21 protein-coding genes are annotated in these 26,447 nt (G+C 65.3%); 8 read left to right on the forward strand and 13 right to left on the reverse strand.

All coding sequences use genetic code 11. The features are described from left to right. Positions 1-7: 7 nt before the first annotated feature. Positions 8-994 (reverse strand): D-glycerate dehydrogenase, encoded by a 987-nt coding sequence (locus V2L18_RS16810; RefSeq protein ID WP_336179443.1) that lies wholly within the window; start codon positions 992-994, stop codon positions 8-10. Positions 995-1,330: 336 nt separating this feature from the next. On the opposite strand from V2L18_RS16810, the gene V2L18_RS16815 reads away from it, so the two are divergent. Continuing rightward, on the forward strand, positions 1,331-1,876 hold the full coding sequence (locus tag V2L18_RS16815; RefSeq protein ID WP_336179444.1) for an SH3 domain-containing protein: 546 nt from the start codon (positions 1,331-1,333) through the stop codon (positions 1,874-1,876). A gap of 115 nt (positions 1,877-1,991) precedes the next feature. On the opposite strand, the gene fabI is transcribed toward V2L18_RS16815, so the two are convergent. From fabI to fabA, 3 genes are all read right to left on the reverse strand, one after another. Continuing rightward, positions 1,992-2,819, reverse strand: coding sequence for an enoyl-ACP reductase FabI (gene fabI / locus V2L18_RS16820; RefSeq protein WP_336179445.1), 828 nt, complete (start codon positions 2,817-2,819; stop codon positions 1,992-1,994). 145 nt (positions 2,820-2,964) lie between these two features. Next, the gene (fabB, locus tag V2L18_RS16825; RefSeq protein ID WP_336179446.1) at positions 2,965-4,182 is read right to left on the reverse strand and encodes a beta-ketoacyl-ACP synthase I; all 1,218 of its coding nucleotides are present in this window, start codon (positions 4,180-4,182) and stop codon (positions 2,965-2,967) included. Between the two features lie 297 nt (positions 4,183-4,479). Beyond that, complete coding sequence (gene fabA / locus V2L18_RS16830; RefSeq protein WP_336179447.1) at positions 4,480-4,986, reverse strand: 3-hydroxyacyl-[acyl-carrier-protein] dehydratase FabA; 507 nt, start codon at positions 4,984-4,986, stop codon at positions 4,480-4,482. 566 nt (positions 4,987-5,552) lie between these two features. Here fabA and irrA point away from each other — a divergent pair. Then, positions 5,553-5,999 (forward strand): iron response transcriptional regulator IrrA, encoded by a 447-nt coding sequence (gene irrA, locus V2L18_RS16835; protein WP_336179448.1) that lies wholly within the window; start codon positions 5,553-5,555, stop codon positions 5,997-5,999. A gap of 129 nt (positions 6,000-6,128) precedes the next feature. Here irrA and nth read toward each other — a convergent pair whose 3' ends face one another. Next, entirely contained in the window at positions 6,129-6,869 is a 741-nt protein-coding gene (nth, locus tag V2L18_RS16840) for an endonuclease III (RefSeq protein ID WP_336179449.1), read from the reverse strand. Positions 6,870-6,891: 22 nt separating this feature from the next. Between nth and V2L18_RS16845 the strand changes: the two genes are divergently transcribed. From V2L18_RS16845 to V2L18_RS16855, 3 genes are all read left to right on the forward strand, one after another. Continuing rightward, positions 6,892-7,446: a DUF2244 domain-containing protein gene (locus V2L18_RS16845; protein WP_336179450.1), complete on the forward strand. Its 555-nt coding sequence runs from the start codon at positions 6,892-6,894 to the stop codon at positions 7,444-7,446. A 180-nt stretch (positions 7,447-7,626) separates the two neighbouring features. Continuing rightward, a complete protein-coding gene (locus V2L18_RS16850) occupies positions 7,627-9,132 on the forward strand; it encodes an ATP-binding protein (protein ID WP_336179451.1) in 1,506 nt (501 codons plus the stop codon). A 145-nt stretch (positions 9,133-9,277) separates the two neighbouring features. Further along, entirely contained in the window at positions 9,278-10,162 is an 885-nt protein-coding gene (locus tag V2L18_RS16855; RefSeq protein WP_336179493.1) for a methylated-DNA--[protein]-cysteine S-methyltransferase, read from the forward strand. A 21-nt stretch (positions 10,163-10,183) separates the two neighbouring features. Here V2L18_RS16855 and V2L18_RS16860 read toward each other — a convergent pair whose 3' ends face one another. The 8 genes from V2L18_RS16860 to V2L18_RS16895 form a co-directional block, all read right to left on the reverse strand. Next, the gene (locus V2L18_RS16860) at positions 10,184-11,503 is read right to left on the reverse strand and encodes a folylpolyglutamate synthase/dihydrofolate synthase family protein (protein ID WP_336179452.1); all 1,320 of its coding nucleotides are present in this window, start codon (positions 11,501-11,503) and stop codon (positions 10,184-10,186) included. A 46-nt stretch (positions 11,504-11,549) separates the two neighbouring features. Further along, positions 11,550-12,488, reverse strand: coding sequence for an acetyl-CoA carboxylase, carboxyltransferase subunit beta (gene accD / locus V2L18_RS16865; RefSeq protein ID WP_336179453.1), 939 nt, complete (start codon positions 12,486-12,488; stop codon positions 11,550-11,552). 47 nt (positions 12,489-12,535) lie between these two features. Then, positions 12,536-13,387 carry a tryptophan synthase subunit alpha gene (gene trpA / locus V2L18_RS16870; protein ID WP_336179454.1) on the reverse strand — a complete coding sequence of 284 codons (852 nt, stop codon included), beginning with the start codon at positions 13,385-13,387 and terminating at the stop codon, positions 12,536-12,538. A gap of 137 nt (positions 13,388-13,524) precedes the next feature. Next, positions 13,525-13,707: a hypothetical protein gene (locus tag V2L18_RS16875; RefSeq protein ID WP_336179455.1), complete on the reverse strand. Its 183-nt coding sequence runs from the start codon at positions 13,705-13,707 to the stop codon at positions 13,525-13,527. A 361-nt stretch (positions 13,708-14,068) separates the two neighbouring features. Then, positions 14,069-14,491, reverse strand: coding sequence for a DUF2267 domain-containing protein (locus tag V2L18_RS16880; RefSeq protein ID WP_336179494.1), 423 nt, complete (start codon positions 14,489-14,491; stop codon positions 14,069-14,071). Positions 14,492-14,568: 77 nt separating this feature from the next. Then, positions 14,569-15,783 (reverse strand): tryptophan synthase subunit beta, encoded by a 1,215-nt coding sequence (gene trpB, locus V2L18_RS16885; RefSeq protein WP_336179456.1) that lies wholly within the window; start codon positions 15,781-15,783, stop codon positions 14,569-14,571. A gap of 104 nt (positions 15,784-15,887) precedes the next feature. Continuing rightward, entirely contained in the window at positions 15,888-16,553 is a 666-nt protein-coding gene (locus tag V2L18_RS16890; RefSeq protein WP_336179457.1) for a phosphoribosylanthranilate isomerase, read from the reverse strand. A gap of 131 nt (positions 16,554-16,684) precedes the next feature. Beyond that, positions 16,685-18,964, reverse strand: coding sequence for an NADP-dependent malic enzyme (locus V2L18_RS16895; RefSeq protein ID WP_336179458.1), 2,280 nt, complete (start codon positions 18,962-18,964; stop codon positions 16,685-16,687). A 136-nt stretch (positions 18,965-19,100) separates the two neighbouring features. Here V2L18_RS16895 and mutS point away from each other — a divergent pair, with 136 nt between their 5' ends. From mutS to murJ, 3 genes are all read left to right on the forward strand, one after another. Then, complete coding sequence (mutS, locus tag V2L18_RS16900) at positions 19,101-21,821, forward strand: DNA mismatch repair protein MutS (protein ID WP_336179495.1); 2,721 nt, start codon at positions 19,101-19,103, stop codon at positions 21,819-21,821. A gap of 191 nt (positions 21,822-22,012) precedes the next feature. Then, a complete protein-coding gene (locus V2L18_RS16905; RefSeq protein ID WP_336179459.1) occupies positions 22,013-24,820 on the forward strand; it encodes a [protein-PII] uridylyltransferase in 2,808 nt (935 codons plus the stop codon). Beyond that, positions 24,817-26,391: a murein biosynthesis integral membrane protein MurJ gene (gene murJ / locus V2L18_RS16910; protein WP_336179460.1), complete on the forward strand. Its 1,575-nt coding sequence runs from the start codon at positions 24,817-24,819 to the stop codon at positions 26,389-26,391. Before V2L18_RS16905 ends, murJ begins: the two co-directional genes overlap by 4 nt. Positions 26,392-26,447 lie beyond the last annotated feature (56 nt).

Below are 26,447 nucleotides of genomic sequence, written 5' to 3' on the forward strand. Positions count from 1 at the left end.
GCGCCTGCTACAGCATCGACGGCAGCACCCGGTCCGGCGGACGATGACCGTCGATGAAGGTGCGGATATTGATGATCACCTTCTCGCCCATGTCGATCCGACCCTCGATCGTCGCCGAGCCCATGTGCGGCAGAAGGAGGACGCGTTCCGATTTCAGAAGCTTCGGATTGACCGCCGGTTCGTGTTCGAACACGTCGAGCCCGGCGCCGGCAAGCTCGCCTGCCTCGATCATCCGCGTCAGCGCCGCCTCGTCGATGACCTCGCCGCGGGCGGTGTTGACCAGATAGGCCTCCGGCTTCATCAGCTTGAGCCGCCGGGCCGAGAGCAGATGGTAGGTCGCCGGCGTGTGCGGGCAATGGACGGAAATCACGTCCATGCGGGCCAGCATCTGGTCGAGGCTGTCCCAGTAGGTCGCCTCCAGCGCGTCCTCGATCTTGCCCGGAACGCGGCGGCGGTTGTGATAGTGGATCGACATGCCGAAGGCCTTGGCGCGGCGCGCCACCGCTTGACCGATTCGGCCCATGCCGACGATACCGAGCCGCTTGCCCCAGATGCGCCGGCCGAGCATCCATGTCGGCGACCAGCCGTGCCACTCATTGTTTTCGAGAACCTTGATGCCTTCGGCGATCCGGCGCGGAACCGCCAGGATCAACGCCATCGTCATGTCGGCGGTATCCTCGGTCAGCACGCCCGGCGTGTTCGTCACCGTGATGCCGCGGTTGTTGGCCGCGTTCACGTCTATGTTGTCGACGCCATTGCCGAAATTCGCGATCAGCTTGAGGTTTGGGCCGGCCTGGGAGAGAACGGCGGCATCGATCCTGTCCGTGACGGTCGGCACCAGCACGTCGGCGGTCTTCACCGCTTCGACGAGTTCGGCCTGGCTCATCGGCCGGTCGCTGTCATTGAGACGGGTGTCGAACAATTCGCGCATGCGCGTCTCGACGACATCCGGCAAGGTCCGGGTAACCACGACAAGGGGTTTCTTGATGGGCATTTCGGTCCTCGCCTAGACCAGTTCGTTGAGGGGTCCTTAACCGTAATCGACGCATCCTGTCGCCGAGTGGCGCCGGCTGAAGCTTGTTGTTTCCATACCAGATGGTCTGGAAGAAACAAGCCGAACCGGCCAAAGCCGCGGCCCGACGCGCAATAATTTCGACCCGCGCCGGCGCCCGCTCCTTCGCCGGCGGGAATCGGGTTAGACCGTAGCGTCCTCTGGCGGGTGTCTTCAAGCTGAACAATGAGGCCGGAGCAGCCGGTTAGACTCATGTATTACGGACGTCGCAACCCCATGCACCGAAACCGAACGAAGCCGAATTCGATACGTGTCCTGATGCAGGCCCTCCTGGTGGTCGCCTTCCTGGCCCCGGCGCTGCTCGGCCCGTTGATGGTCGCTCCGGTCATCCCGGGTCTTGGCGGTGAAGCGCTGGCGCAGGGCACGTCGGAAGGCGCAAGTGGCCTGCCGGTGCCCCGTTTCGTCAGTCTCAAGTCGGACAGGGTCAACGTTCGTCGCGGCCCGGGGCGCGATCACGAGGTTGTCTGGACCTTCGTGCGCGCCGGGTTGCCCGTCGAGATCGTTCAGGAGTTCGAGAACTGGCGCCGCATCCGGGATTGGGAGGGCAGCGAGGGCTGGGTCTTCCATTCCCTGCTGTCCGGCCGTCGAACCGCGCTGGTCAAGCCCTGGGACAAGACCGGCACGGTGCCGCTTCGTTCCGGGCCCGATTCAAATGCTGCGATCGTTGGAGAACTGGAGCCGAATGTCCTGGCGTCGGTCTCGGAATGCGGCAAGGGCTTTTGCCGGATCTCCGGCAAGGACTGGGCCGGTTGGGTCGACCAGACCCTGCTCTTCGGCGTCTATCCCGACGAGACCTTCAACTGAGGCCAGCGCCCGCCGCAGTGGATGACGGCCTGAAAACGAAAACGCCCCGGACCGGGCCGGGGCGTCATATTCTTGATAAAGGGATCCGGGAGATCCCTTCAAAACGATTGGTGCATCACTCTGCCGCAGCGTTTTCGGCGGCTTCCTCCTGGGCCTGCAGCTCTCTGAGCCGCGGCATGGAGATGATGTTGTAGCCGCTGTCCACGAAATGGATCTCGCCGGTGACACCGGAGGAGAGATCCGACAGTAGATAGACAGCGGATCCGCCCACCTCGCTGATCGTTACCGTCCGCTTCAACGGCGAATGCTCGCGCTGATAGTTGAACATCAGCCGCGCGTCCGAAACACCGGCTCCGGCCAGCGTGCGCACGGGACCGGCGGAGATCGCGTTGACGCGGATGTTCTGTCCGCCGTAATCGACGGCGAGGTAGCGGACCGAGGATTCCAGGGCCGCCTTCGCAACGCCCATGACGTTGTAGTTCGGCATCACGCGGGTGGAGCCGCCATAGGTCAGCGTCACGATCGAGCCGCCGTCGGTCATCAGCTCGGCCGCGAGCCGGGTGATCTCCGTGAAGGAGAAGCACGAGATCACCATGGTGCGAGAGAAATTCTCCCGGCTGGTGTCCGCGTAGCGTCCCTTCAGCTCGCTCTTGTCGGAAAAGGCGATGGCGTGGACGAGAAAGTCGATCTTGCCCCACTTCTCCTTCAGCGTGGCGAAGACGGCCTCGACGGAAGTGATGTCTTCCACGTCGCAGGGGATCAGCAGGTCGGATCCGACGGATTCCGCCAGCGGCTTCACGCGTCGTCCGAACGCCTCGCCCTGATAGGTGAATGCCAGCTCGGCGCCCTGGTCGGACAATGCCTTCGCGACGCCCCATGCGATCGAGTGATCGTTGGCGACGCCCATGACAAGCCCGCGTTTGCCCTCCATCAAACCGGTCATGCGACTCTCCTTAATTTCGTTTCAAAAGGACGCCGCGCGGTCGACGTGTGTCGACAGCCGGTTTCCGAGTTCATCATTTATCTGTGACCGGCCGTGCCGGTCGTTCGCCTTGAGAGCGGCCGTTTCCGACCGCCCCTCGCAATGTTCAGGCATCGCACCGCTTGAAGACGACGGACGCGTTCGTCCCGCCAAAGCCGAAGCCGTTTGACAGAACGCAGTTAAGCTTGGCGTTGTCGATGCGTTCGCGCACGATCGGCATGTCCGCAAAGGCCGGATCGAGTTCCTCGATATTGGCCGACTTGGCGATGAAATCGTTTTGCATCATGAGGATGGAATAGATCGCTTCCTGCACCCCGGCGGCGCCCAGCGAATGGCCGGTGAGCGACTTCGTCGCCGAGATCGGCGGCACCTTGTCGCCGAACACCGCGCGGATCGCCTCGATCTCCTTCGCGTCGCCGATCGGCGTGGAGGTTGCATGCGGGTTGATGTAGTCGACCGGGCAATCGACGGTGGAAAGCGCCAGCTTCATGCAGCGCGCCGCGCCCTCGCCCGAGGGGGCCACCATGTCGTAGCCGTCCGATGTCGCGCCATAGCCCGCCACTTCGGCGTAGATCGTCGCGCCGCGTGCCTTGGCCCGTTCGTATTCTTCCAGAACGAGCACGCCCGCACCGCCGGCGATGACGAAGCCGTCACGGTTGGCGTCATAGGCACGCGAGGCCACTTCCGGCGTGTCGTTGTACTTGGCCGACATCGCGCCCATGGCATCGAACAGCACGGAGAGCGTCCAGTCGAGCTCTTCGCCGCCACCGGCGAACATCACGTCCTGCTTGCCCCACTGGATCAGCTCGGCGGCGTTGCCGATGCAGATGTTCGTGGTCGCGCAGGCAGCCGAAATCGAATAGTTCACGCCGTGGATCTTGAAGGGAGTGGCGAGCGTCGCCGAATTCGTCGACGACATCGCCTTCGGCACGGCGGTCGGTCCGATGCGCCGCGGCCCCTTGTCGCGGGCGATGTCCGCGGCTTCCACGATGGCCTTGGTCGACGGTCCGCCCGAGCCCATGATCAGGCCGGTCCGCTCGTTGCTGATATCGCCGTCCTCAAGCCCGCTGTCGGCGATCGCCTGCTGCATGGCGATGTAGTTCCACGCCGCGCCGGCCCCCATGAAGCGGGTGGTGCGACGGTCGAGAACCTCGGTCGGATCGAGCTTCGGGTCTCCGTGGACCCGGCAGCGAAAGCCGAGCCGGTCGTAATCCTCGGCGAATACGATGCCCGATCTGGCGTCATGAAGGCTCGCCAGAACATCCTGCGTCGTATTGCCGATAGACGATACGATGCCCATTCCGGTGACGACCACACGCCTCATGGCGGTCTCCTCGATCTTGTTTTGCTGATGCCTGGCGATCATCCGGTGTTACCGGTGGCCGGAAGCTGTCGTTGTTGAAGCGATGATGAGTGCGCCGGGGCATTTTGCAATGCCCCGGCATGACGATTTCGGGACGTGGCTGCGCAAAACCGGTGTCGGGCGCAAACGGGACGAACATGCGGCATGTCGTCCGGCGGCCCGCTATCGCGAAACCGCCTGCCCGTGATCTTGATCCAGTCGAACCGAAACTGGGCGAACCGAAACTGGGCGAACCGAAACTGGGTGATCCGAAGCCGGTCAGCTCTGGAACAGGCCGACCTTGAGGTCGTTGGCGCGGTAGATGACCTCGCCGTCCGCCTTCAGCCAGCCGTTGGCGATGCCGAGCACGAGCTTGGAGCGCATGACGCGGCGCAGGTCCACGCCGTATTCGACTTCCTTCACCTCGGGCGTGACCATGGAGGAGAACTTCACCTCGCCAACGCCGAGCGCGCGCCCGCGTCCGGGCGAACCGGACCAGCCGAGGAAAAAGCCGACCATCTGCCACAACGCGTCGAGACCCAGGCAGCCGGGCATGACCGGATCGCCCTTGAAGTGGCAGGGAAAGAACCAGAGGTCCGGCTTGACCGCCAGCGTCGCGCGAACGGCACCCTTGCCGAATTCGCCGCCATCCTCGGTGATCGAGGTGATCTTGTCGAACATCAGCATGGGCGGCAGCGGCAACTGTGCATTGCCAGCGCCGAACAGTTCGCCGCGCCCGCAGGCGAGTAGGTCTTCGTAGTCGTAGCTAGAGGCGCGTTCCTGCATTCCGATCCCGCACTGTTCTGTCGAGGGATTTCCGCCCGCCAGTGCTCCATCTTGACGCACTTTGAGCCGGTTCTCACCATCGTTCGTTTTTTGATGGCGCCTTCCTATCACAGGAGTACCGGCTTCGAAAGGGCAACGGACACACGGAAATGGATGGAATTCGCCCCTAGCAGCGTGCCGGCAGGGCGCTGGCGACTGGAGAGCGCGCCGGTCTTCGGGCCATGGCTGCGCGAAGGTTGCTGTTTGGTGCGTCAATTCGGTCTGGTTGCGCTAAAGGCAGAGATTTCCTATTATCTAGACAAATGTGAAGCTGGCGGTTGCGGCGATCGCATGTCCTGTCGGATACGCGATCACATCGTCGGGTCTTCGGGTGAGACGTCTCACAACGACGGAATACGTGACGTCTTTCGCGACAATCGATGAAACGTCGGTTGATCCGCCGGACGCGGGCGTGTAACTCCCGATGAACGTCAGCCGCCGGCGCGTTGAGTGATGTACCTGGGCAAATCCCGTGCGGGCGCAGGCACAGACTTTGGCACCTAATCTAGTGGCAGCTTTGTAACGTCATGGCCGACCAGCATATCCATATCCATTCGCCGCAATCGCGGCACAGCGTGCGCGACATGCTGCGTGACGCCGGCCTGCGGCCGACGCGTCAGCGCTTGGCACTGGCCGAAATCCTCTTCTCCAAGGGAAACCGCCATATTTCGGCGGAACTCCTTCATGAAGAAGCGGTCCTCGCCCGCGTCCCGGTCTCGCTCGCGACCGTCTACAACACCCTGCATCAGTTCACCGAGGCAGGCATGTTGCGTGAGGTCGCGGTCGAAGGCACCAAGACCTATTTCGACACCAATGTCAGCGACCACCATCACTTCTTCATCGAAGGCGAGAACCGCGTCGTCGATATTCCCGGTGCGAACGTGACGGTCGACGATCTTCCGCCGCCGCCCGAAGGCATGGAAATCGTCCGCGTCGACGTTGTCGTCCGTCTTCGCCGCTGCGACGAGCATTAGGCGGATCGCCGTCGCCCGCTTCACCGAATGCCCGGACAATCGGACATCGAGGCGCAGCGCACCCGGGAGGTGCGCTGCGCCTCTTTTCGTGCCCGCCTGAACTTCGTGTCCGCCTGAACACAGGGCCGCTCAGACGCGCTTTTCCGGCGACTTGCACAGATCCGCGATGATGCAGCGGCCGCAATCGGGCGTGCGTGCCTTGCACACGTAGCGTCCGTGCAGGATCAGCCAGTGATGGGCGTGCAGGCGATAGGCGTCGGGAATGATCTTCTCCAGCGCCAGCTCCACCTCCAGCGGTGTCTTTCCGGGTGCGATGCCCAGCCGGTTGCCGATCCGGAAGAGATGTGTGTCGACCGCGATTGTCGGCTCGCCGAAGGCGATGTTGAGCACAACGTTGGCCGTCTTGCGTCCGACGCCCGGCAACCGCTCCAGCGCCTCGCGCGAACGCGGCACCTCGCCGCGATAGTCCGCGATCAGCATCTGCGACAGGGCGATCACGTTCTTCGCCTTGTTGCGGTAAAGCCCGATCGTCTTGATCGCCTCGCGCACCCGGTCCTCGCCGAGCGCCAGCATCTTTTCGGGCGTGTCGGCCATCGCGAAGAGCCCGCGCGTCGCCTTGTTCACGCCCGCATCGGTTGCCTGCGCGGAGAGTACCACCGCCACCAGCAGCGTGAACGGATTGACGTATTCCAGCTCGCCCTTCGGCTCCGGATCGTGCTGGCGGAACCGCTCGAAGATCGCCTCGATCTCGGCGGACGTGTAGCGGGGCGCCTTCGTGCGCTTGCGCGGTGCGGGCTTGGCAGCCGCCTTTTTCGCCGGCGATGCCGAACCGGCCGCCCCGGATTTCGATGCTGTCTTGGTATTGGCCATTTCTCTTCTATACTGAAGCCCCATGAGTGACGCCAACGCGAAAACGCCCGCGGCCGGTGCGGCAATCGGAACCGCCACGGCGCCCGATCCCTTCTTTTCGGCCGTCCTGACCCCGTACCGTTCGCTCGGGCCGCGCGGATTTCTGGTGCTTATGCTGTTGCTCGTCGCGGTGTCGTTTACCGCGGGCCTGTTTTGTGTCGCCATCGGTGCATGGCCGGTCTTCGGATTTTTCGGGCTCGATGTGGCGCTCGTCTGGTTTGCCTTCCGCCGCAATTATCGCGATGCGCGCGCCTTTGAGGAGGTCGACGTCTCCATCGAAGAGGTCGTGCTGCGAAAGGTGTCTGCGAAGGGCGATGTGCAGGTCTACCGGTTCAATCCGGCCTGGGTGCGCATCGACGTCGAACGTATCGAGGATGAAGGGGTGACCCGCCTGCGGCTTCGCTCGCACGGGCGCGAGGTGCCGCTCGGCGTTTTCCTCAATCCGGCGGACCGGGAGGATTTCGCAAGGGCGTTCTCGCTCGCGCTGGCCTCGGCCCGTGCCGGAGGGCCCCTCCCCGTTCCGGCTGCCCCCGCTTGAACTAAGGGCTGCGACCGGTATGTGGGTGGGCGCAAAGCGCCGCCGGCCGGTCGTGCCCGTTAACTTGTGGAGGAACGCCCCTCTTTCCACCGCTGGCGGGCGGATTTGTGCTAATTCGTGCGGGCAGGATCGCGGCCGATGAGCGCCGCGCCTTCCCCCATCCCAGTCGCAGGAGCAGGAATGCAGGTCGGCATCGACATCGGCATGACGTCACAGGGGACGCCGGCCATGTTCGATCTGGAGGAACTGCTGGCGACCCGTCTTCTCGTCCAGGGCAATTCCGGCTCGGGCAAATCCCATCTGTTGCGCCGGATCCTGGAACAGAGCGCGCAATGGGTCCAGCAGGCGGTGATCGATCCGGAAGGCGACTTCGTCACCCTGGCCGACAAGTTCGGTCATGTGGTCGTCGATGCGCAAGGAACGAGCGAGGCCGATCTCGCCCGCATTGCCGGCCGCGTGCGCCAGCACCGTATTTCCGTCGTCCTCAACCTCGAAGGGCTTGATGCCGATATCCAGATGAAGGCGGCCGCCGCCTTCATGAACGGCCTTTTCGATGCCGAGCGCGATTTCTGGTATCCGATGCTGGTCATCGTCGACGAGGCTCAGCTCTTCGCGCCTTCCGCCAGCGGCGACGTCTCCGACGAGGCCCGGCGCGTGTCGCTGGGCGCGATGACGAACCTGATGTGCCGCGGCCGCAAGCGCGGGCTCGCCGGCATCATCGCCACCCAGCGTCTTGCCAAGCTTGCCAAGAACGTCGCCGCCGAGGCGGCGAATTTCCTGATGGGCCGCACTTTTCTCGATATCGACATGGCCCGCGCCGCCGACCTCCTCGGCATGGAGCGGCGTCAGGCGGAAGCGTTCCGCAATCTGGAGCGCGGCCATTTCATCGCGCTCGGCTCGGCCATCACGCGGCGCGCCGTCACCGTCAAGATCGGGCCGGTGGAGACCTCGGCCAGAAGTGGCGGCCTGAAGCTGATGCCGCTGCCCGAACAGCCGCCCGAGGATGCGCGCGATCTCATCTTCACGCGTGGCGCCGACGAGCCGGAACAGGTGCACCGCCCGGTGCGTCGCCCGCCTCCGACCCCCGCCCCCGATCTCCTCACCCAGCTCGCCGAGGCGCGTGTCAGCGCAAATGAGCAGGCCGAGGCCGCAAGTCCCGCCATGGACGAAAGCGAGCGGCAGGCGGCCATCGATGCCATCCTGCACGATATCCTCAACGATCCCGAAGCCGGGTTCCGGTCGGTCTCCGTGCTCTATCAGGATTTCCAGGTGCGCATGCGCATTGCCCGGCTCGGCGCGCCGATGGACCTGTCCTCGTTCCGCCAGCGCCTCGCGGTCGCCCGCGCCGGTGTGGGGATGGACGAGCAGGCGACGCCGGACTGGGAACACGCCATCGAGCTCTCCCGCAGCCTGCCGGACGACATGCAGGGCGTGTTCCTGGTCCTTGCGCGCGCAGCGCTTGCCGGCGAGCCCTGCCCCGGCGATGCGGAGATCGCGCGTATCTACGGCACGCGGTCCACGGGCCGTGCCCGCCGGCTGATCACCTACATGGAAGAGCGCGACTTCATTGTCGTCAGCACCGATTTCTCCGGAAACCGGCAGATCGCCATCCCGGAATTCGGCTGGCGCACCGCCGCCGGCGATCCCAATGCGGCGCCGTCGGAGAGCGCCGCCAGCCACGCCTGAATGGGATAGATCGCGCCCGGCATCGATCTGTATCGCCCGCGCAAGAAACGGGTGGTCCGGACGTCCCCGCACGCCTACCCTCTTCTCCTCGAACAGGACAACACCCGATCTGTCGGAGAAGAGCATCATGACCGTGGCGCTGGAAATGCCCGCCGTGGCCGAAACCAGGTCTCTTTCGCAGGAGATGGGCGGCAACTATGCGACCGTGCGCGCTGCGCTTGAGTTCATCACCGAGCGCTGGCGCGATCAGCCGTCGCTGGAGGAAATCGCCGAGCGCACCAGCATCTCGCCGATGCACCTGCAGCGGGTCTTTCATCGCTGGGCGGGGCTCACGCCGAAACAGTTCCTGCAGGCGATCACGCTCGATCACGCGCGAGAACTGCTGCGCAATTCAGCCTCCGTCCTGGATACGACCTTTGAGGTCGGCCTGTCCGGACCTGCCCGGCTGCACGATCTGTTCGTGGTGCACGAGGCGATGACGCCGGGCGTCTACCGCGCCCGCGGGCGCGGGCTCACAATCCGCTGGGGGCTCCATGCCTCCCCATTCGGCCAGGCCCTTGTGATGATCACCGAGCACGGTCTGGCGGGCCTCGCCTTTGCCGATCCCGGCGAAGAGGCCGCGGCGCTGGCGGACATGTCCTCGCGCTGGCCGCATGCGGACTATGTCGAGGACCGGGCGGCGACGGAGCCCTATTGCGCGCGCATCTTCGATCCCGGCCGCTGGTCGGCGCAAAGCCCGTTGCGCATCGTGCTCATCGGCACCGATTTCGAGGTTCGCGTCTGGGAAACGCTGCTTGCGATCCCGCTCGGCCGCGCCACCACCTATTCGGATATAGCGGCGCACCTCGGCAAGCCTTCGGCTGCGCGCGCGGTGGGCAGCGCTGTCGGGCGCAATCCGGTGTCCTTCGTGGTTCCCTGCCATCGGGTGCTGGGCAAGACCGGCGCGCTGTGCGGCTATCACTGGGGCCTGACCCGCAAGCGCGCGATCCTCGGCTGGGAGGCCGGGGTCAGCGGGACTGCGACGGACTGAGAAGGATCGGCGTCTGCCGTCCTATTGCGGAAGCGTGCCGTTCAGCGACAGCACGTCGCCGGCAAGATAGAGCGACCCGCAGATGAGGATGCGCGGCGCAATATCGCCGGCCGACAGCTCGCAGACCCGATCAAGTGCCGCATGAAGATCCTTCTTCGGCTCCGCGATGAGACCGGCTTCAGCCGCAAGGTCCGCCAGCTCCTCTGGCGTGCGCCCGGCATTGGAGGCATGGATCGGAACGGTCACCACGTAGTGCGCCAGCCCTTCGAAGGCCCGGAAGAAGCCAACCGGATCCTTGGTCGTCAGCATGCCGGCGACGAGATAGAGCGGCCGGTCGACCTTGTCGCCCAGTTCCGCCATTGCCGCTGAAATCACGGCGCCCGCCCCGGGATTGTGGCCGCCGTCGAGCCAGACCTCCGCCCCTTCCGGAACATGGTCCATGATCTCGCCGCTGCGGATCGGCTGCATGCGCGCCGGCCACGAAACGTTGGCGAGCCCGGCTTCTGTCGCGTCCATGCCTGGCCAGACGCCGGCGGCGCGAAGGGCGGCGATCGCCGTGCCCGCGTTCACATATTGATGGTGGCCGATGAGCCTGGGCTTCGGCAGGTCCAGAAGGCCATCCTCGTCCTGATAGACGAGCCGGCCGTGTTCCTCGTGCGCCATCCAGTCCTGGCCGCCGATCCTGAGCGGAGCGCCCGCCCGCGCGGCTTCGCGTTCGATGACATCGCGCACCGCATCCACCTGCGGCGCGATCACGCCGGGCGCGCCGCGCTTCAGGATGCCCGCCTTTTCGAAGGCGATTTCCTCGATCCGGCTGCCGAGAAACCGTTCGTGGTCGAGCGAGACCGAGGTGATCACGGACGCGAGCGGCGCGTCGATGACGTTGGTCGCGTCAAGCCGCCCGCCAAGCCCCACCTCCATCAGCAACACGTCGGCCGGGTGGCTTGCGAAGAGCTGCATGGCGACGGCGGTGGAGATCTCGAAAAAGGTGATCGGCTCGCCCGCGTTGACCTGTTCCACGTGGCGCAGCGCCTCGCACAGCACGTCGTCCTCGACGATCCGCCCGCCGCCCTCGTGCGCGAGCCGGATGCGTTCGTGAAAACGCACCAGATGCGGCGAGGTGTAGACGTGAACGCGCTTTTCCGCCGCCTCCAGCATCGCGCGCATGAAGGCGGTGGTGGAGCCCTTGCCGTTCGTACCGGCAATGTGGATGACCGGCGGCAGCGAACGCTCGGGATTGCCGAGCGCGTCGAGCAACCGCTGCATGCGGCCGAGCGAAAGGTCGATCTCCTTGGGATGGAGACCGAGAAGTCGCTCCAGAATGGGCGTACTGTGATCCATCGGCGGATCTTCGCAATTTCTCAAGTGAATGAACGTGCGAACGGGATCAGGCCTCTTCGGCAGCTTTCTCGTCGGCCGGCTCCGGGGCTTCACCGCCCGTATCCCGCGTTTCCTCGCCGGCCTGTTCGACGATGGTCGGCTCGCTCATCAGCAGGGCGCAGATCCGCGAAACCGTTTCCGGTATTTCGTGCCGGTGGACGACCATGTCGACCATGCCGTGCTCCAGAAGATATTCCGAGCGCTGGAAACCCTCGGGCAGCTTCTCGCGGATGATCTGCTCGATGACGCGCGGTCCCGCAAAGCCGATGAGGGCGCCGGGCTCGGCGATGTGGATGTCGCCGAGCATCGCGTAGGATGCGGTAACGCCGCCGGTCGTCGGGTTGGTCAGCACGACGATGTAGGGAAGCCCCGCCTCCTTCAGCAGGCGGATCGCGGCGGTGGTGCGGGGCATCTGCATCAGCGACAGGATGCCTTCCTGCATCCGCGCGCCGCCGGAAGCGGCAAACAGCACGAACGGCGTGCCGGCCTCCCGCGCATGATCGAGCCCGCGGATGATCGCCTCGCCAGCCGCCATGCCAAGCGATCCGCCGATGAAGGCGAAGTCCTGCACGGCCGCGGTGATCTTCAGCCCCTTCACAAGGCCGCTTGCCACGATCACGGCATCGTCCATGCCGGTCTTCGTCTTGGCGTCCTTGAGACGGTCGGTGTAGCGGCGCTCGTCGCGGAACTTGAGCGGATCGATGGCGACTTCAGGCGTCTCAAGCTTCTCGAACGCGCCGTCGTCGAAGAAGAACTCCAGCCGCTTGGTCGAGGAAATGCGCATGTGGTGGCCGGAGCTCGGCACCACCCACTGGTTCTGTTCCAGGTCGCGATGGAACACCATCTCGCCCGTCTCCGGGCACTTGATCCAGAGGTTCTCCGGGGTCTCCCGCTTTTGCAGGAAGCTCTGGATTTTCGGTCGGACGACGTTGTTGATCCAGTTCACGGGTTCAAGTTCCGGTATCTGTTGAACGGATGGACCGCCTGGGGCCGCTACTCTGCGGCCTGCGATCGCGCGGCGCGCACGCCGCGAGCGAGATCGGCGACCAGCTCTGTGACGGCCGAAACCGTCCTTTGTGTGGCGCGGCCCTCGTTGTCGAGGCTCTCGCGCACCGCATTCACGATTGCGGAGCCGACAACGACGCCGTCCGCATTGCGGCCGATCTCGCGTGCCTGCTCGGCCGATTTCACGCCGAAGCCGACGGCCACGGGAAGCCGCGTGTGCCCCTTGATCCGCGTCACCGCCTCCGCGACCCGGCCCGCGTCAGGCGCGGCCGTGCCGGTGATGCCGGTGATGGAGACGTAATAGACGAACCCGGAGGTGTTTGCGAGAACGGCGGGAAGCCGATGGTCATCAGTGGTGGGGGTCGCGAGACGGATGAAGTTGACGCCAGCCCTGATCGCGGGAAGGCAGAGCTCTTCGTCCTCTTCGGGCGGCAGGTCCACGACGATCAGGCCGTCAACGCCGGCCTCCACCGCATCCCTGAGGAAGGCGTCAACGCCATAGGCGTAGATGGGATTGTAGTAGCCCATCAGAACGATAGGCGTCTCCGCGTCGCCTTCGCGGAAGGCGCGGACCATCGAAAGCGTCTTCTTCATGGTCTGGCCGGCCGCCAGCGCGCGCTGCGAGGCGAGCTGGATCGTCGGGCCTTCGGCCATGGGATCGGAGAAGGGCATGCCGAGTTCGATCACGTCGGCGCCGGCACTCGGCAGCGCCTTGAGGATCGCCTGCGACGTTTCGAGGTCCGGATCGCCTGCGGTGACGAAAGTCACGAGGGCCGGCCGACCCTCGCTGGCGCAAGCCGCAAACCGGCGGTCGATCCGCGTCCCGTTCGTGGGGCTCATTCGCAACGTCCCATTATCCTTCCGGTACCGGGCATCGTGTCCGGCGCCATTACCAGAATGAGGATGTAGGGGCGGCGGCGTCCCTCTGTCAATGCGCCGCGTCGGTCGCGGCGGCGGCGCGGGGGCCGGAATGGAGGTCAGAGGTCGCCGAAACCGGACCTCAGGGCGACGCGCATGACATCGCCGCGGTTGAGGCCGCGCCGTGCAAGTTCGTCGTCCGACATCATGGAAAGCTCGTGATAGGTGGCGTTGGCACGCCCGGCACGCTGGATATCGTCGAACACGCCGAGAACGGAGCCAAGGAAGGAGCGGGAAACCATTTTGGGATTCTCCTTGTTTTTCGGAGGTTTCTGATCCCGATATCGCTCTTTGTGCAACGCACAACAATCAGGCACGGAGCATGGGTGCCGTGTGTCTTGCGCATGGCTCGTCACTCGCGCCGGCCGGAACCACGCGCGGGGACTGCCCGCCGGATCGTTTCATGGCCTGACGGACGTGGCGCGGGGATTTCGGCTGTGGCTCATCCTTCGAGACGCCGTCTTGCGACGGCTCCTCAGGATGACGTTGTCCGTGTTGATGTTTTGGTGAAGGTAGCAACAAACATTACGTCATCCTGAGGAGCCCGCGTGAGCGGGCGTCTCGAAGGATGGGCGACCTGCTTCCATCCCGCCGTGGCCCATTCTAGTCGGCCTCGACGCTCCAGAAGGCGCAGGCTTCCTCGCCGAGCGTCGCCAGACACTGGTCGAACCGTTTTTCGTCCACGAAACGACGCAGTGCACGGGCAACCGCGCGGATGCTGCCGTGCGGGGCGAAATTGTGGTGGCGGCGCAGGCCGGCCACCTCCTCGTCCAGCACCTTTCGCTCCGCATAGGCGACCGGCGGCACTGAGATATCCCATTCCCCGACGAACAGCGCGCGCAGAACCGCCGGCAGCGTGTCGGCAAAGCGCAGCCCTTCCTCGACGCTGAGGCGGCGACGGAATGTGCGGAATACACCTTCCACGACCGTATAGGTCTGGTTGCGGGTGGTCAGGTCCAGCGCGTCGCGGGCCTCTTCGATGAACCGTTCGAACACGGGACCCGCGCGCTGATAGTCGTTCGGCATTGGCACGGCGGCGGCCTTCTTCTGCGAGGTCGTCGTTCCGGTTCCCGATGCGGTCCGGCCGCGACGGCGATCTGCGCTCAGATGTCGTAGCCGAGGATCTTGGCGACGGTGAACACGTCCTTGTCGCCCCGCCCGGACAGGTTCATGACGATGATCTGATCCTTGTCCATCTGCGGTGCGACCTTCACGACCTGCGCGAGCGCATGGGCCGATTCCAGCGCCGGAATGATGCCTTCCACCCGGGTCAGGAGCTGGAAGGCGTCCAGTGCCTCGGTGTCCATGATGGGAACGTATTCCACCCGGCCGATATCGTTCAGCCACGAATGCTCGGGCCCGATGCCGGGATAGTCGAGCCCGGCGGAAATCGAGTGGCCCTCGAAGATCTGGCCGTCGCCGTCCTGCAGCAGATAGGTGCGGTTGCCATGCAGGACGCCGGGCCTGCCGGCATTGAGCGAGGCGCAGTGCTTGTCGCCTTCAAGGCCGAGACCGCCGGCCTCCACGCCGACGATCTTCACGTCGGCGTCGTCGAGGAACGGATGGAACATGCCGATCGCATTGGAGCCACCGCCGACTGCTGCGACCAGCATGTCCGGAAGCCGGCCTTCGACCTCCAGGATCTGCTCGCGCGTCTCGCGCCCGATCACCGCCTGGAAATCGCGCACCATCTCCGGATAGGGATGCGGACCGGCCGCCGTACCGATCAGATAGTAGGTGTCCTCGACATTGGTCACCCAGTCGCGCAGTGCCTCGTTCATGGCGTCCTTGAGCGTGCCCGCGCCGGAGGTGACCGGCACCACTTCCGCGCCCAGCATCTTCATGCGGACCACGTTGGGCGCCTGCCGCTCCACGTCCGTCGCGCCCATGTAGACCACGCAGGGCAGCCCGAAACGGGCACAGACGGTTGCCGCCGCCACGCCATGCTGGCCGGCGCCGGTCTCCGCGATGATGCGGGTCTTGCCCATGCGCTTGGCCAGCACGATCTGGCCCAGGCAATTGTTGATCTTGTGGGAGCCGGTGTGGTTCAGCTCCTCGCGCTTCAGGTAGATCTTCGCGCCGCCGAGTTCTTCCGTCAGCCGCTCGGCGAAATAGAGCGGGCTCGGACGTCCCGTGTAATAGGTGTTGAGATACTCGATTTCCGCCGCGTAGGCGGGATCGGCCTTGGCTGCCTCGTAGGCCTGTTCCAGTTCGAGGATCAGCGGCATCAGCGTTTCAGCAACGAAACGCCCGCCGAAAATGCCGAAATGGCCGCTATCGTCCGGTCCCGAGCGCAATGTATTCGGCTTGTGGTCCACGTCGCCTGTCCTCGTCCTGAAGCACCTTGTGAGCGCCCGGCCGCGCGGCTTCGGGCGTACAGAAGATGCCTGTTTTCAAAATATCGGCGCAATCCCGTTTGCGTTCAATCAAACGCCGAGCGCTCCGGATCGACTCTATGTACGGTTTCGATGAACCGGCGGATCAGCCGCGCGTCCTTGACGCCTCGTTCCGCCTCGACGCCGGACGACACATCGACGGCGCCCGCGCCCGTGATGTCCAGCGCCTCCGCGACATTGTCGGCGTCAAGTCCACCGGAAAGCATGAAGGGCACGTCGAGGTCAAGGTTTTCCATGAGGCGCCAGTCGAAGCGCTTTCCCGAACCGCCCGGAACTTCGGCGTCGCGCGGCGGCTTGCTGTCGAAGAGAATCCGGTCGGCGATGCCGACATAGCGCGAAACCGCCTTCAGATCGTCCCGTTCGCGGATGCCGAAGGCCTTCATGACCGGCGTCTCGAAACGTTCGCGGATCTCGCGAACCCGCTCCGGGCTTTCGGATCCGTGAAGCTGCAGCCAGTCGGGCGCGACCTGATCGACGATTTCGCCAAGCAGTGCATCATCGGCGTCCACCGTCAGCGCGACGATCTCGGCCCTTCCCCGCGCCAGCGCGGCAAGGTCCCGCGCCGTCTCCATGGAAACGTGACGCGGGCTTTTGGGAAAGAACACCAGCCCGACCATGTCGGCCCCGGCATCGAGGGCGGCATTCATGGTGTTGGTGGTGGAAAGGCCGCAGATCTTGACGATAATGGGCATGATGGTTGCCGGATGGTCCGATGGAGCGTCACCGCGGATCGCATCCGCGGTGACGGATCTTGAGAGAACTTCGAACGCTCCTTGAGCGAAAACCGGGAGCGCCGCGGCTTTGCTCGAGTTGCGCCGTGGGCTCAGGTGACGTTGTAGGCGGCCACCGCCGCCATGTTGACGATGTCGCTGTCCTTCGACGACATCGAGACAATCTGCACCGGCTTGTCGAGGCCGACGAGCAGCGGGCCGATCACGGTCGAACCGCCCAGTTCCTGCAGCATCTTTGTGGAGATGGAAGCGGCATGGAAGGCCGGCATGATCAGCACGTTGGCCGGCCCGGACAGGCGGCAGAACGGATAGGCGGCCATGGCGTCCATGTTGAGCGCAACGTCCGCAGCCATCTCGCCGTCATACTCGAAATCGACCCGGCGCTTGTCGAGGATCGCAACTGCCTCGATCACCCGCTCCGCCCGTTCTGATGCGGGATGGCCGAAGGTGGAGAAGGCGAGCATGGCGACGCGCGGCTCGGTGCCGAGCCGGCGCGCCACGTGGGCAGCCTCTTCCGCGATGTCGGCGAGTTCTTCAGAGGTCGGCATGGCATGGACGGCGGTATCGGCCACCAGCACCTGCCGTCCGCGCGCCAGCACCAGCGAGGCGCCGATCACCCGGTGGCCCGGCTTGGTGTCGATGACCTTGCGCACGGTGTCGAGCGCGACGGAATAGTTTCGGGTCGTCCCGGTTACCATTGCGTCGGCATCGCCGCGCGCAACCATGATCGCGCCCCAGTAGTTGCGGTCGCCGTTGACGAGGCGCTGACAGTCACGCAGCAGATAGCCGCGCCGCTGCAGCCGCGCATAGAGGAATTCGGCATAGTCCCGGTTCTTGTTGGACAGCCGGGCGTTCTGGATCTCGATGCCGGCGCGCAACTCGATGCCCGCTTCGTTCGCCACCCGGTGGATCTCGTCCTCACGCCCGATCAGGATCGCCGTGCCCAGCCCTTGGGCTACGAAGGCGGAGGCCGCCCGCATCACCTGCGGCTCCTCGCCCTCGGCGAAGACCACGCGCTTGGGCGACGAACGGACCTTGGAGAAGATCCGCTGCAGGGTGCCCGCGACCGGATCGCGCCGCGCATTCAGCGCCTCCTTGTAGGCGTCCATGTCGACGATCGGCTTGCGGGCGACGCCGGAATCCATCGCCGCCTTGGCAACGGCCGGCGAAACGTGGGAGATAAGCCGCGGATCGAAGGGAACCGGAATGATGTATTCCGGGCCAAACTTCGGGCGGTTGCCCTTGTAGGCGGCTGCCACCTCGTCCGGCACGTCCTCACGGGCGAGCGCGGCGAGCGCCTCGGCGGCGGCGACCTTCATCGGCTCGTTGATGGTGGTCGCCTGCACGTCAAGCGCGCCGCGGAAGATGTAGGGAAAGCCCAGGACGTTGTTGACCTGGTTGGCATAGTCGGAGCGACCCGTCGCCATGATCGCGTCGTCGCGGACAGCGGCCACTTCCTCCGGCGTGATTTCCGGATCCGGGTTCGCCATGGCGAAGATGATCGGCTTGTCGGCCATGGTGGCGACCATGTCCGGCGTCAGCGCACCCTTGACGGAAACGCCCATGAACACGTCCGCGCCCTTCAGCGCTTCCGCCAGCGAGCGCGCTTCGGTCGGGACGGCGTGAGCCGACTTCCACTGGTTCATGCCCGCTTCGCGGCCCTGGTAGATCGGGCCCTTGGTGTCGCACAGGATGACGTTCTCATGCGGCACGCCCAGCGCCTTGATCAGTTCGATGCAGGCGATGCCGGCCGCGCCTGCGCCGTTGCACACGACCTTCATCGTCTTGATGTCGCGCCCGGTGATCATTGCCGCGTTGATCAGGCCCGCGGCCGCGATGATCGCGGTGCCGTGCTGGTCGTCATGAAAGACGGGGATGTCCATCAACTCGCGCAGGCGGCTTTCGATGATGAAGCAGTCCGGCGCCTTGATGTCTTCCAGGTTGATGCCGCCGAAGGTGGGCCCCAGATAACGCACGCAGTTGATGAATTCATCGACGTCGCTGGTGTCGATTTCCAGATCGATCGAGTCCACGTCGGCGAACCGCTTGAACAGGACGGACTTGCCTTCCATCACCGGTTTTGCCGCAAGCGGACCCAGATTGCCGAGGCCGAGAATGGCGGTACCGTTAGTGACCACCGCAACCAGATTGCCGCGAGCGGTGTAGTCGAAGGCGCGCGAGGGATCTTCCTTGATGGCCAGTACGGGCACCGCAACGCCAGGCGAATAGGCGAGCGAAAGGTCGCGCTGCGTCGCCATCGGCTTGGTCGGTACGATCTCCAGCTTCCCCGGCTTGCCCTGCTGATGGAACAGGAGCGCTTCCTGTTCGGTGAAGGAGGGACCGCTTTTGGCCGGTTCGTCGCGAGATGCCATCATTCTCCCCGTGATTTGCCCGGGGCGCTCGCCGCCCGGGTGGGCCGCGACATTATCCCCCGAAAACAGGGGCCACAAGGCATGCGTGCCGGCGGGGGTCGTGAAACTCCGCAATCAGTTTGATAACGTCGCCGCCATGACGAGTGCCAAGGCTGAAACCAAACCTGCTTCCCCCCGGCCGCAAGCCACGCCGATGATGGAGCAGTACATCGAGATCAAGACGGCCAATCCCGATAGTCTGCTGTTCTATCGGATGGGCGACTTCTACGAGCTTTTCTTCGAGGACGCGGAGGTCGCCTCACGCGCCCTCGGCATCACGCTGACCAAGCGCGGCAAGCATCTGGGCGAGGACATCCCCATGTGCGGCGTGCCCATTCACGCCGCCGACGACTATCTGCAAAAGCTCATCGCCCTCGGTCACAGGGTCGCGGTCTGCGAACAGACCGAGGATCCGGCGGAGGCCAGAAAGCGCGGCTCCAAGTCGGTCGTGCGCCGCGATGTGGTGCGCCTCGTCACGCCCGGTACATTGACCGAAGAACGGCTGCTGGAGGCCGGCGCCAACAACTATCTGGCCGCCGTCTCGCGCCTTCGCACCGGCGAGGGTGCCGGCACCTTCGGCATCGCCTGGATCGACATCTCCACTGGAGCCTTCCGCGTGACGGAGGCGGACGCCGTCAATCTGCCGGCGGAGCTTGCCCGCATCGATGCCAGCGAGATCGTCATCCCCGACGTCCTGGACGACGACGCGGAACTGAGGAGCGTCTGGCGGTCGTTGCGCGGCGCGGTCGTGCCCGTCGCCCGCGCGCTTTTTGACGGCGCGACCGCTGCCGATCGGCTCGCCTCCTTCTTTCAGGTTGCGACGCTTGACGGCTTTGGCGCCTTCACGCGCGCCGAACTGTGCGCCGCTTCCGCCGTCGTCGCCTATGTCGAGAAGACCCAGCTCGGTCAGCGCCCGCCGCTCGATGCGCCGGTGCGCGATTCCGCCGGCCGCGCCATGCTGATCGATCCCGCAACGCGGGCGAACCTGGAGCTTGTCCGCACGCTGTCGGGCGAAAAGTCCGGTTCGCTGCTGTCCGTCATCGACCGCACGGTGACCGGCGGCGGTTCGCGCCTGCTGGCCGGCCGTCTCGCAGCGCCCCTGACCGATCCGGCGGAAATCCTGGCGCGGCATGATTCGCTGGCCTTCCTGCACGAGGACACGCTGCTGCGCGAACGTCTGCGCGGCGCCCTGCGCGAGGCCCCGGACATGCCGCGCGCGCTCTCGCGCATCGCGCTCGATCGTGCCGGTCCGCGAGATCTTGCCGCCGTCCGCCACGGGCTTGAGGCGGCACTTGCGATTTCGGCACTTTTTGAGGCGTGTCCCGTCGCGCCGCCGGCCGAACTGGCTTCGGCGCAGGCAGCACTTGCCGCAGCGCCCCGTGATCTGGCCGAAAAGCTCGCCGCCGCACTCGACGACGACCTGCCGCTTCTGAAACGCGACGGCGGTTTCGTGCGCGCAGGCTACGCGGGCGAACTCGACGAACTGCGCCAGCTTCGCGACGAAAGCCGCAAGGTGATCGCCCGCCTGCAGGCCGAATATTCCGAGACCGCCGGCATCCGCGCGCTGAAGATCAAGCACAACAACGTGCTCGGCTGGTTCATCGAGGTGCCCGCCGCCCATGCCGACAAGCTCACCAGTGAGCCCGGCACCTTCATCCACCGCCAGACCATGGCGGGGGCGATGCGCTTCACCACGACCGAACTCTCCGACCTGGAGAGCAAGATCGCCAATGCCGGCGACCGTTCGCTTGCCATCGAGCTGGAGATCTTCGCGGATCTCGCTGCCTCGACCGTTTCGGTGGGCGATGCGGTCAAGGCCGCGGCCGAAGCGCTCGCCGTTCTCGACGTCACCGCCGCGCTCGCGACGCTGGCGGAGGCCGAGGGGTATGCCCGGCCGACGGTCGACGACAGCCTCGCCTTCGATATCGTCGGCGGCCGCCATCCGGTGGTCGAACAGGCGCTCCGGCGCGACAGCGGCGAACCGTTCGTCGCCAACGACTGCGATCTCGGCCCCGGCAAGGATGCCGGCAGTGGCCGCATCTGGCTCGTCACCGGCCCCAACATGGCCGGTAAATCGACTTTCCTGCGCCAGAACGCGTTGATCGCGGTGCTCGCCCAGATCGGCTCCTACGTTCCGGCCGCCTCGGCTCATATCGGCGTGGTTGACCGGCTGTTCTCGCGCGTCGGCGCCGCCGATGATCTGGCGCGCGGCCGGTCCACCTTCATGGTTGAGATGGTCGAGACGGCGGCGATCCTCAACCAGGCGGGCGAGCGCTCGCTGGTGATCCTCGACGAGATCGGCCGCGGCACCGCCACCTTCGACGGGCTTTCGATCGCCTGGGCGGCGATCGAGCACCTGCACGAGGTCAACCGCGCCCGCGCGCTGTTTGCCACCCACTATCACGAGCTGACCGCGCTCTCCCAGCGCCTCGACCGGCTGGAAAATGCCACGGTCAAGGTCAAGGAATGGAAGGGCGACGTCGTCTTCCTGCACGAGATCGTGCCCGGCGCGGCCGACCGGTCCTACGGCATCCAGGTGGCGAAGCTCGCTGGCCTTCCCGCGGCCGTCGTCGAGCGCGCCCGCGCCGTCCTCACCCAGTTGGAGGAGCAGGACCGCCGCGCACCTGCGGAGGCGCTGATCGACGATCTTCCGCTTTTCGCGGCGCAGGTTGCGAGGCCCCAGCCGGCTGCCGCGCTTGCCGTTTCCGACGAGCTCGGCGAATTGCTGGACACGCTTGATCCCGACGACATGACGCCGCGCCAGGCGCAGGAGGCGCTCTATCGGCTGAAGGCGAAGCGGGGCGAAACCAAAGTCTAGGCACAATCCGCATGGGATACGGGATGCGGCGGACGGATCGTCGCCGCAATGATGCTATCTAACGCCGATCGCGGTCGGAATGCGGACGAACGTCATCAGGTGACGGTCCCGCCAGAACCGCAAAGCCCTGCGTGCGCTGCGCAAGACACTGCTATATCGTGGCGCGACTCGCTGTTTCCGGATCCCTCCTCATGACGAACAAGAGCGATACCCTCGCCGGACTGATCGATGCCGACGGCTTGCGTGAAAGGCTTTCGGCGCTGACGAAAGATGGAGACGGATCCGATCCCGCGATCCGCTCCGAGGTCCTGGGCCTTCTGAAGGCGGCCTATCAGGAGGGACGCGACGAGGCGGAACGGCGTCTGCGCGCGGACGGCGGCGGCGTTCTTTGCGCTCAGCGCCTCGCCCATGTCCAGGATGAGATCATCCGGGTCATCTACGATTTCGCGGTCTGGCACGTCTACCGGGTGATGAACGCGTCCTCGGCCGAGCACATGGCCGTGGTGGCGGTCGGCGGCTACGGCCGCGGCACGCTGGCGCCGGGCTCCGACGTCGATCTCCTGTTCGTGCTGCCCTACAAGCAGACGCCGTGGGGCGAACAGGTCGTCGAATACATTCTCTACATGCTCTGGGACATGGGTCTGAAGGTGGGGCATGCCACGCGTTCTGTGAACGACTGCGTGCGCCTGTCGCGCTCCGACATGACCATCCGCACAGCCATTCTGGAAGCCCGCTTCCTGTGGGGCGATCAGCCGCTTTTCGAGGAACTGACGAAACGCTTCGACGAGGAGGTGGTGAAGAACACCGCCACCGAGTTCGTCACCGCCAAGCTCGCCGAACGCGACGAGCGCCACCGCCGCCAGGGTGCCTCGCGCTATCTGGTGGAGCCCAACGTCAAGGAGGGCAAGGGCGGTTTGCGCGATCTCAACACCTTGTTCTGGATCGCGAAATACGCCTATCGCGTGCAGTCGGGCAGCGAAATGGTCAAGGCCGGGGTGTTCTCCCGGCGCGAATACACGCGGTTTGTCCAGTGCGAGGATTTCCTGTGGGCGGTGCGCTGCCACATGCACTTCCTCACCGGCCGTTCCGAAGAGCGGCTCTCCTTTGACATCCAGCGCGAGATCGCCCAGCGCCTCGACTACACCGCCCATCCCGGCCAGCGCGACGTGGAACGCTTCATGAAGCACTATTTCCTCGTCGCCAAGGATGTCGGCGATCTGACGCGCATCGTCTGCGCCGATCTGGAGGAAAAGCACGTCAAGCAGACGCCGGGACTGTCCCGTTTCCTCGGTGTTCTGCGCGGGGCCCGCAGGCGACGGCCGCTCGACGGCTCGACGGATTTCGTCATCGACAACCAGCGCCTGAACGTGACGAACGAGGACGTTTTCAAGCGCGATCCGGTCAACATGATCCGGATCTTTTCCCTTGCCGAGCGCCACGATCTTCTCTTCCACCCCGATGCGATGCGGCTGGTGCGCCGCTCCCGGCGGCTGATCGACAAGGACCTTCGCGCAAATCCCGAGGCCAACCGGCTCTTCCTCAACATCCTGACCTCGCGCAACGACCCCGAAACGGTTCTGCGGCGCATGAGCGAGGCGGGCGTGCTGTCGCGCTTCATCCCCGACTTCGGCAAGGTCGTGGCGATGATGCAGTTCAACATGTACCACCATTACACGGTGGACGAGCACCTGCTGCGCGCCATCGGCGTGCTGTCGGAACTGGAGCGCGGCAACCGCGGCGACGACCATCCGCTGGCCACGACGCTCATCAAGGAGATCCAGAACCGCCGCGTTCTCTATGTCGCGCTGTTCCTGCACGACATCGCCAAGGGCCGGCCGGAGGATCATTCCATCGTTGGTGCCCGCATCGCCAAGCGCCTGTGCCCGAGGATGGGCCTGACGCCGGCTGAGACCGAAACGGTCTCCTGGCTCATCGAGTATCATCTTCTGCTAAGCACGATCGCCCAGTCGCGCGATCTCAATGATCGCAAGACGATCGCCGATTTCGCCGCCGTCGTGCAGACGCCGGAGCGGCTGAAACTGCTGCTGATCCTCACCGTCGCCGACATCAAGGCGGTGGGGCCGGGCGTCTTCACCGGCTGGAAGGGCCAGCTGCTGCGCACGCTCTATTACGAAACCGAAACGGTGCTGACCGGCGGCTCCTCCCATGTCGGCGAGGGGCGTGTTGCCGCCGCCCAGGATGAGCTGGCGAAGTCGCTTGGCGACTGGAGCGCCCAGGAGATCGACAGCTACCGCCAGCGTCATTATCCGGCCTATTGGGTGCGCGTCGATCTGGACGACAAGCGTGCCCACGCCAACCTGATCCGCGAGGCCGACAAATCGGGCGACCGGCTCGCCACCCGCGTCGCCACGCATGCCTTCGAAGGCGTCACCGAGATCACGGTTCTCGCTCCCGACCACCCGCGTCTGCTCTCCACCATCGCCGGGGCCTGTTCGGTTGCCGGCGCGAACATCGTCGACGCGCACATCTATACGACCACCGACGGTCTTGCCCTGGACTCCATCTTCGTCACCCGCGAGCTGCCGGATGACGCGGATGAGAGACGGCGCGGCGAACGGGTGACGCGGCTCATCCGCGATTGCCTTCGTGGCAAGGAGAAGCTGCCGGAAAGCGTCGTGCACAAGAGTTCCGGCCGCAACCGGGCCCGCGCCTTCCGGCTGGAAACGGAGGTGCTGGTCAAGAACTCCGTCTCCGAGCAGCACACGGTGCTGGAGATGTCCGGCCTCGACAGGCCCGGCCTGCTCTACGATCTCACCCGCGAAATCTCCGCGCTCAATCTCAACATCGCCTCCGCCCACGTCGCGACCTTCGGCGAGCGCGCGGTCGACGTCTTCTATGTCACCGATCTCACCGGCCAGAAGATCTCCAACATCACGCGCCAGGCCAATATCCGCCAGCGCCTGACGGAGGCCTTCGACGGCGAAGGCCGGGCGCGGGCGCCGAAGCCGGGCCAGCGCGCCGTGGTCGCCGCCAAATGAGCCTTCTCAGGAACTTCGCCACCGTCGGCGGCGCTACCGCCGCCAGCCGCGTTCTGGGCTTTGCCCGCGACGTCCTCATCGCCGGCTTCATCGGCACCGGGCCGGTGGCCGATGCCTTCTTCGTCGCCTTCCGCCTGCCAAACCTCTTCCGCCGGCTGTTTGCCGAAGGCGCGTTCAATTCCGCCTTCGTGCCGCTTTTCGCCCGCTCGCTTGAAGAGGATGGACGGGAGGGGGCCCGCCGCTTCGCCGAGGAGATCCTCGCCGCGCTGTTCTGGTTGCTGGTGGCGTTGACGGCGATCGCGGAAATCGCCATGCCCGGGCTGGTCTGGGTGCTGGCGCCGGGGTTCGCAGACGATCCGGCCAAGTTCGACATGGCCGTTCTGCTGTCGCGGATTACCTTCCCCTACCTTCTGTGCATGTCGCTGATCGCCCTGATCGGCGGCATCCTCAACACCTACAACCGCTACACCGCCTCCGCGCTCGCACCTGTCCTCTTGAACATCGTGATGATCGTCGTTCTCGGGGTGATCGCCGTTTTCGGGCTCGATGCGAGCGGTGCGTCCGGCATCGTGCTGGCTGTTGGCGTCGCCCTGGCCGGCGTCGTCCAGCTTCTGTCCCTGATCTATGCGCTGAGGCGCTTCGGCTTTCCGATGAAGCTGCGCCGGCCGCGCTACACGTTTGCGGTCAAGCGGCTGTGGAAGCTCGGACTTCCGGGCGCCATCGCCGGCGGCATCACCCAGATCAACATAGCGGTGGGCACCATCATCGCCTCCACCCAGGCCGGCGCCGTCTCCTACCTCTATTACGCCGACCGCATCTACCAGCTGCCGCTGGGCATCGTCGGCATCGCCATCGGCGTCGTGCTGTTGCCCGATCTGTCGCGGCTGCTTCGCTCCGGCAATTCGCGCGGGGCGCTTACCACCCAGAACCGCGCACTGGAATTCGGTCTCGCGCTCACCCTGCCGGCGGCGATCGCGCTGATCGTCATCCCCTACCCGATTGTCGACGTGCTGTTCCAGCGCGGCGCCTTCACAGCGCATGATGCCGCGGCGACGACGGCGGCTCTCGCCGCCTATGGCATCGGCCTGCCGGCCTTCGTGCTGATCAAGGTCTTCTCGCCGGCCTTCTTCGCGCGCGAGGACACGGCCACGCCGATGTGGTTTGCCGGCGTCGGCATGGTGGTCAATGTCGCGGGCGCCCTGCTGCTTTCGCCCGTTCTCGCCCATGTCGGCATCGCGCTGGCGACCTCGCTCGCCGGCTGGGTCAATGCCGGGCTCTTGATCGGCACCTTGTGGCGGCGCGGCGAGTTCGTGCCCGATGCCTCCCTCCGGAAGCGCCTGCCGCTTCTGGTGCTGGCAAGCGTGCTGATGGGCGGCATCGTCTTTGCGGGCTATCTGCTCTTCGCACCCGTGTTCGGCCAGGCGTTGCTGCCGGTCCGCGCCGGCGCCCTCGCCGCTCTCGTCGTCGTCGGCATGGCGACGTTTGCGGTTTTCGTGCAGGTCACCGGTGCGTCCGACCTCCTCGGATACTTCAAGGCGGCTCTCAGGAAACGCGGCGCGAAGAAGGGGTAGACGGCGTAAATTCTGTCGTCGAACGGCCTTGCACATGACATGCGTGTTGGCCGATA

The sequence above is a fragment of the Breoghania sp. JC706 genome, from assembly GCF_037026715.1.
Taxonomy (GTDB): domain Bacteria; phylum Pseudomonadota; class Alphaproteobacteria; order Rhizobiales; family Stappiaceae; genus Breoghania.

What these genes read in the sequence shown, in the direction of transcription:
- V2L18_RS16810 (WP_336179443.1), bottom strand. Translation starts at nt 994, where the DNA reads ATGCCCATCAAGAAACCCCTTGTCGTGGTTACCCGGACCTTGCCGGAT.
- V2L18_RS16815 (WP_336179444.1), top strand. Translation starts at nt 1,331, where the DNA reads ATGCAGGCCCTCCTGGTGGTCGCCTTCCTGGCCCCGGCGCTGCTCGGC.
- fabI (WP_336179445.1), bottom strand. Translation starts at nt 2,819, where the DNA reads ATGACCGGTTTGATGGAGGGCAAACGCGGGCTTGTCATGGGCGTCGCC.
- fabB (WP_336179446.1), bottom strand. Translation starts at nt 4,182, where the DNA reads ATGAGGCGTGTGGTCGTCACCGGAATGGGCATCGTATCGTCTATCGGC.
- fabA (WP_336179447.1), bottom strand. Translation starts at nt 4,986, where the DNA reads ATGCAGGAACGCGCCTCTAGCTACGACTACGAAGACCTACTCGCCTGC.
- irrA (WP_336179448.1), top strand. Translation starts at nt 5,553, where the DNA reads ATGGCCGACCAGCATATCCATATCCATTCGCCGCAATCGCGGCACAGC.
- nth (WP_336179449.1), bottom strand. Translation starts at nt 6,869, where the DNA reads ATGGCCAATACCAAGACAGCATCGAAATCCGGGGCGGCCGGTTCGGCA.
- V2L18_RS16845 (WP_336179450.1), top strand. Translation starts at nt 6,892, where the DNA reads ATGAGTGACGCCAACGCGAAAACGCCCGCGGCCGGTGCGGCAATCGGA.
- V2L18_RS16850 (WP_336179451.1), top strand. Translation starts at nt 7,627, where the DNA reads ATGCAGGTCGGCATCGACATCGGCATGACGTCACAGGGGACGCCGGCC.
- V2L18_RS16855 (WP_336179493.1), top strand. Translation starts at nt 9,278, where the DNA reads ATGCCCGCCGTGGCCGAAACCAGGTCTCTTTCGCAGGAGATGGGCGGC.
- V2L18_RS16860 (WP_336179452.1), bottom strand. Translation starts at nt 11,503, where the DNA reads ATGGATCACAGTACGCCCATTCTGGAGCGACTTCTCGGTCTCCATCCC.
- trpA (WP_336179454.1), bottom strand. Translation starts at nt 13,387, where the DNA reads ATGAGCCCCACGAACGGGACGCGGATCGACCGCCGGTTTGCGGCTTGC.
- V2L18_RS16875 (WP_336179455.1), bottom strand. Translation starts at nt 13,707, where the DNA reads ATGGTTTCCCGCTCCTTCCTTGGCTCCGTTCTCGGCGTGTTCGACGAT.
- V2L18_RS16880 (WP_336179494.1), bottom strand. Translation starts at nt 14,491, where the DNA reads ATGCCGAACGACTATCAGCGCGCGGGTCCCGTGTTCGAACGGTTCATC.
- V2L18_RS16890 (WP_336179457.1), bottom strand. Translation starts at nt 16,553, where the DNA reads ATGCCCATTATCGTCAAGATCTGCGGCCTTTCCACCACCAACACCATG.
- V2L18_RS16895 (WP_336179458.1), bottom strand. Translation starts at nt 18,964, where the DNA reads ATGGCATCTCGCGACGAACCGGCCAAAAGCGGTCCCTCCTTCACCGAA.
- mutS (WP_336179495.1), top strand. Translation starts at nt 19,101, where the DNA reads ATGACGAGTGCCAAGGCTGAAACCAAACCTGCTTCCCCCCGGCCGCAA.
- V2L18_RS16905 (WP_336179459.1), top strand. Translation starts at nt 22,013, where the DNA reads ATGACGAACAAGAGCGATACCCTCGCCGGACTGATCGATGCCGACGGC.
- murJ (WP_336179460.1), top strand. Translation starts at nt 24,817, where the DNA reads ATGAGCCTTCTCAGGAACTTCGCCACCGTCGGCGGCGCTACCGCCGCC.